This window comes from Streptomyces hirsutus (genome assembly GCF_001418415.1).
Lineage (GTDB): Bacteria > Actinomycetota > Actinomycetes > Streptomycetales > Streptomycetaceae > Streptomyces > Streptomyces hirsutus.
The window spans coordinates 1-4,354 of sequence record NZ_LIQT01000127.1; the positions used below are offsets into that span (position 1 = coordinate 1).

A 4,354-nucleotide genomic window follows, 5' to 3' on the forward strand; every position below is an offset into this window, starting at 1 on the left:
CCCGTCACCCGCCACCGCCCTGCCTGACAGCACTTCACACCGGCCGCCCTGACCGCGGCCCCGTGCCGGCACCGTGCCAAGCTTGGATCCATGCAGCTCTCCGCCCTGCCTTACGAAGAACGCCTGACCGCTCCCCGCTCCTGGTGGCTGATCTCCTTGCTCGCGGGTGTCTCGATGGCGCTGATCGTGCTTCCGTTGGGCGTCCTGCCGATGCTCGGCGGCCTGGCCGGCGGCACCGCGGCGGCCGCGGCGGCGGCCAGCGCGTACGGCTCGGTGCGGATCCGGGTCGTGGGCGGCCTGCTGATCGCCGGGGAGGCGAAGATCCCGGTGTCGGCGCTGGGCGAGATGGAGGTCCTGGACGCCGAGGAGGCGCGTGCCTGGCGCACCCACCGGGCGGATCCGCGCTGCTTCATGCTGCTGCGGGCCTACGTGCCGGGGGCGCTGCGGGTGGAGATCACCGACCCGGAGGACCCGACGCCGTACGCCTTCCTGTCGACGCGCGAGCCGGAACGACTGGCGGAAGCCCTGCGGGCGGCGAAGGCCGCCGCGTAGTACGGCGGGGAACGCCCGGGGGCGGGGAACGCCCGGGCGAACCGTCGCCCGGGGGGTGGCATCAGGGGGCCCGACGGGGTCCGTCGCCCACTGACCCGTCGTTCCCGCCTGCCGTCGTTTCCGCTGTGCCGTATTCGGGATCAGCCGGATCGGCCGGATCAGCCTCTCTTGGGACCGTCGCTCCCGTCCGGGTGGCCGCCGCTGCGGAGTGCCTTGCGGAGGGCGCCGCCGGTGAGCTTGTCCATCTCCAGGGCGTCGGCCGGGACGTCGAGGGCGGGGAGGGCGGTCAAGGCGTCCCAGGGCACCTGGATCTTGCGGAGGTCGGTCTGGATGCGGGTGGCGAGCTTCCTGGTGTCCCGGTGGTTCATGACCGCGCCGACGGCGGCTCCCACCAGGAACGGCATCAGGTTCGGCAGGTTGCGGACGGTGCGCTTCATGATCCGCTGGCGCAGTTCGCGCTTCATGCGGCTGTTCAGCGCCGCGTTCACGGTCGAGGGCTTGCTCGCCTCGATCCCGCGCTCCTGCGACCAGGAGTTCAGGTACACGGTGCTGCGCTGCCCCAGATGGCCGGCCGGGCGTACGCCGTAGACCTCGTGGAGTTCGGCGATCAGCTTGAGTTCGATCGCCGCGACGCCGGTGATCTCGGCGGCCAGCTCCGTCGGCATCGCGGGAGGCACCGGCATCGCCGCCGCCGCGCCCACACCGGCCCCGACCGTCGCCGTGGCTCTGGAGGCGCCCGCCACCAGCTTCTCCGCGAGTTCCTCGGGACCGAGCCCGGGGAACTGCCGGCGCAGCGTCTCCAGGTCCCGTACGGGCACCCGCGGGGCGAGTTCGATGATCCGGTCCGCGAGGTACGCCAGGCCCGCACGCGCGCGGGCGCCGCCCTTCTGGGCGCCTTCCCTGGCCTTGTCACGGAACGCCGCCGCACGTCTGCGGGCCACCGGGGCCGCGGCGGTGACCTCCAGGGATGCCGGGAGGTCACCCCGGTCGGCTGCGGGTCCGAGCGAGGCCGCCCCGGTATCGGTCGAGCCGGTATCGGTTGAGCCTCGCTCGTGGTCACGCGTGTCGCGACGGGGGCCGTCCTGCGGCCCCGAGTCCGCTCCCCTCGAGAGGAAGCGGCGCTTCCGAGGAGGGGTCGAGCCAGTCACGGCCGACCCGCCCTCAGTCGCAGTCGCGGCAGATCGGCTGGCCGTTCTTCTCTCGGGCCAGCTGGCTGCGGTGGTGCACCAGGAAGCAGCTCATGCAGGTGAACTCGTCCTGCTGCTTGGGCAGGACCCGGACGGCCAGCTCTTCGTTCGACAGGTCCGCGCCGGGCAGCTCGAGGCCTTCCGCGGCCTCGAACTCGTCGACGTCGACGGCCGAGGCCGACTTGTCGTTGCGGCGGGCCTTCAGCTCTTCAAGACTGTCCGAGTCGACGTCGTCGTCGGTCTTGCGTGGAGTGTCGTAATCGGTTGCCATGGTCGCTCTCCCCCTCTGGGTGTATGCGGTCTCTTCAGCGCACGTAACGCGCGAGAGGCCGGACTTGTGCCCGACCCGAGGCGGAGATTTTGCCTCACATCAAGGTCTGTTACTCAATCGACACCCAACCGAACCCCTCACGAGCGGTCGGCTTGGATGGCGATGGGGACCGTACACGGTCCGAACGCGGCACTTCAAAGCCGCCTCACCGTGTACTTCCCGTAATCGAAGCCCCTGAAAACCGGGATATACCCGGCCTTCCGGGGACTTCATGATCACGGAGTGTCGACGGACCGGACATCCCCCCTGTGATCGATCCCACAAGGGAGCGCCGGAGGGGCCCTCCGGCGATTCCGCCCAAAGCGAACACCCCGTCGTGTCGGCGACATGATGTCAGATCGGCAGAGTGACTCGCATCACGAGCCCGCCGCCCTCGCGCGGCTGGGCATAGATGTGCCCGCCGTGCGCCCGTGCCACCGACCGGACGATGGAGAGCCCCAGGCCGACCCCCTTGTCGCTGCCCGTCCGCTCGGTGCGCAACCGCCGGAAGGGCTCGAACAGATTGTCGACCTCGTACGCCGGTACCACCGGGCCCGTGTTGGACACCACCAGGACCGCCTGCCCGTGTTCGACGTCGGTGGTGACCTCCACCCACCCCTGCTCGGCCACGTTGTAGCGCACGGCGTTCTGGAGCAGGTTCAGGGCGATCCGCTCCAGCAGGACGCCGTTGCCCCGGACGACCGCGGGCTTCCGCACTCCGCGGATCTCCACGCCCTTGGCCTGCGCCTCGGCGTGCACCTGGTCGATGGCCTGGGAGGCCACCTCGGCGAGATCCACCGGCTTGCGCTCGACGATCTGGTTGTCGCTGCGGGCGAGCAGCAGCAGGCCCTCCACGAGCTGCTCGCTGCGCTCGTTGGTGGCCAGCAGCGTCTTGCCGAGCTGCTGGAGCTCGACCGGCGCGTCCGGGTCGGAGAGGTGCACCTCGAGCAGCGTGCGATTGATCGCCAGCGGGGTGCGCAGCTCGTGCGAGGCGTTGCCCACGAAGCGCTGCTGGGCGGTGAAGGCCCGCTGCAGCCGCTCCAGCATGTCGTCGAAGGTGTCGGCCAGTTCCTTGAGCTCGTCGTCCGGGCCGTCCAGCTCGATCCGGCGGGACAGATCGGAGCCCGCCACCGCGCGCGCGGTGCGGGTGATCCGGCCCAGCGGCGACAGGACGCGGCCGGCCATGGCGTACCCGAAGGCGAAGGCGATGACCGCGAGGCCGAGCAGGGCCAGGAGCGAGCGGCTGAGCAGGTTGTCCAGGGCGTGCTGGCGCTGCTCGTTCACACAGGCGTTCAGCGCGGCGTTCAGCTCGTCGGCGGGCAGCTGGGCGCTGCGCAGCTGGCAGATGTCGCTGGACACCTGCCCGGACAGGATCCGGAAGGGCAGGTCGCTGCCCACGTTCAGCGCGTTCGCGGCGAGCAGGTAGATGATCGACAGCAGCAGGATCCCGGCGATCAGGAACATGCCGCCGTAGAGCAGGGTGAGCCGTATCCGGATGGTGGGGCGCAGCCAGGGGAAGGGCGGTACGGGACGTCGGGGGTCCCAGGTGGGCTTCGGAGGTGCCGGCGGAGGCGGTGGCGTGGGGGTGGGAGTAGTGGCCACGGGATCAGATCCGGTAGCCCGAGCCGGGCACGGTCACGATGACCGGCGGCTCGCCCAGTTTGCGGCGCAGGGTCATGACGGTCACCCGCACCACGTTGGTGAACGGGTCGGTGTTCTCGTCCCAGGCCTTCTCGAGGAGCTGTTCGGCCGAGACGACGGCGCCCTCGCTGCGCATGAGCACTTCCAGGACGGCGAACTCCTTGGGCGCGAGCTGGACCTCCTTGCCGTCGCGGAAGACCTCGCGGCGGTTGGGGTCGAGCTTGATCCCGGCACGCTCCAGGACCGGCGGCAGCGGCACGCTGGTGCGCCGTCCCAGGGCGCGCACGCGCGCGATGAGCTCACTGAACGCGAAGGGCTTGGGCAGATAGTCGTCGGCGCCGATCTCCAGGCCCTCGACACGGTCGCTGACGTCGCCCGAGGCCGTGAGCATCAGCACGCGCGTGGGCATGCCGAGTTCGACGATCCTGCGGCACACGTCGTCGCCGTGCACGAGGGGGAGGTCGCGGTCGAGGACGACCACGTCGTAGTCGTTGACGCCGATGCGCTCGAGGGCGGCCGCACCGTCGTACACGACGTCGACGGCCATGGCCTCCCGGCGCAGTCCGGTGGCCACCGCATCGGCGAGCAGTTGCTCGTCCTCGACGACGAGTACGCGCACGTCGCTTGTCCTTCCTACGTCCTGCCGGGCAGCGCTCCGGAGCGC

The 4,354-nt window shown here is 70.8% G+C and carries 5 protein-coding genes; 1 reads left to right on the forward strand and 4 read right to left on the reverse strand.

Annotation, left to right across the window (positions count from 1 at the left end):
* The first annotated feature begins 90 nt into the window (after positions 1-90).
* The gene (locus AOK11_RS10155; protein WP_055593330.1) at positions 91-552 is read left to right on the forward strand and encodes a DUF3093 domain-containing protein; all 462 of its coding nucleotides are present in this window, start codon (positions 91-93) and stop codon (positions 550-552) included.
* A 158-nt stretch (positions 553-710) separates the two neighbouring features.
* Here AOK11_RS10155 and AOK11_RS10160 read toward each other — a convergent pair whose 3' ends face one another.
* From AOK11_RS10160 to AOK11_RS10175, 4 genes are all read right to left on the reverse strand, one after another.
* Positions 711-1,700 carry a hypothetical protein gene (locus AOK11_RS10160; RefSeq protein ID WP_055593331.1) on the reverse strand — a complete coding sequence of 330 codons (990 nt, stop codon included), beginning with the start codon at positions 1,698-1,700 and terminating at the stop codon, positions 711-713.
* A gap of 13 nt (positions 1,701-1,713) precedes the next feature.
* The gene (locus tag AOK11_RS10165; protein ID WP_003993510.1) at positions 1,714-2,010 is read right to left on the reverse strand and encodes a DUF4193 domain-containing protein; all 297 of its coding nucleotides are present in this window, start codon (positions 2,008-2,010) and stop codon (positions 1,714-1,716) included.
* A gap of 393 nt (positions 2,011-2,403) precedes the next feature.
* On the reverse strand, positions 2,404-3,651 hold the full coding sequence (locus tag AOK11_RS10170; protein ID WP_055593332.1) for a sensor histidine kinase: 1,248 nt from the start codon (positions 3,649-3,651) through the stop codon (positions 2,404-2,406).
* Positions 3,652-3,655: 4 nt separating this feature from the next.
* Positions 3,656-4,309, reverse strand: coding sequence for a response regulator transcription factor (locus AOK11_RS10175; protein ID WP_007387794.1), 654 nt, complete (start codon positions 4,307-4,309; stop codon positions 3,656-3,658).
* Between the last annotated feature and the right edge of the window lie 45 nt (positions 4,310-4,354).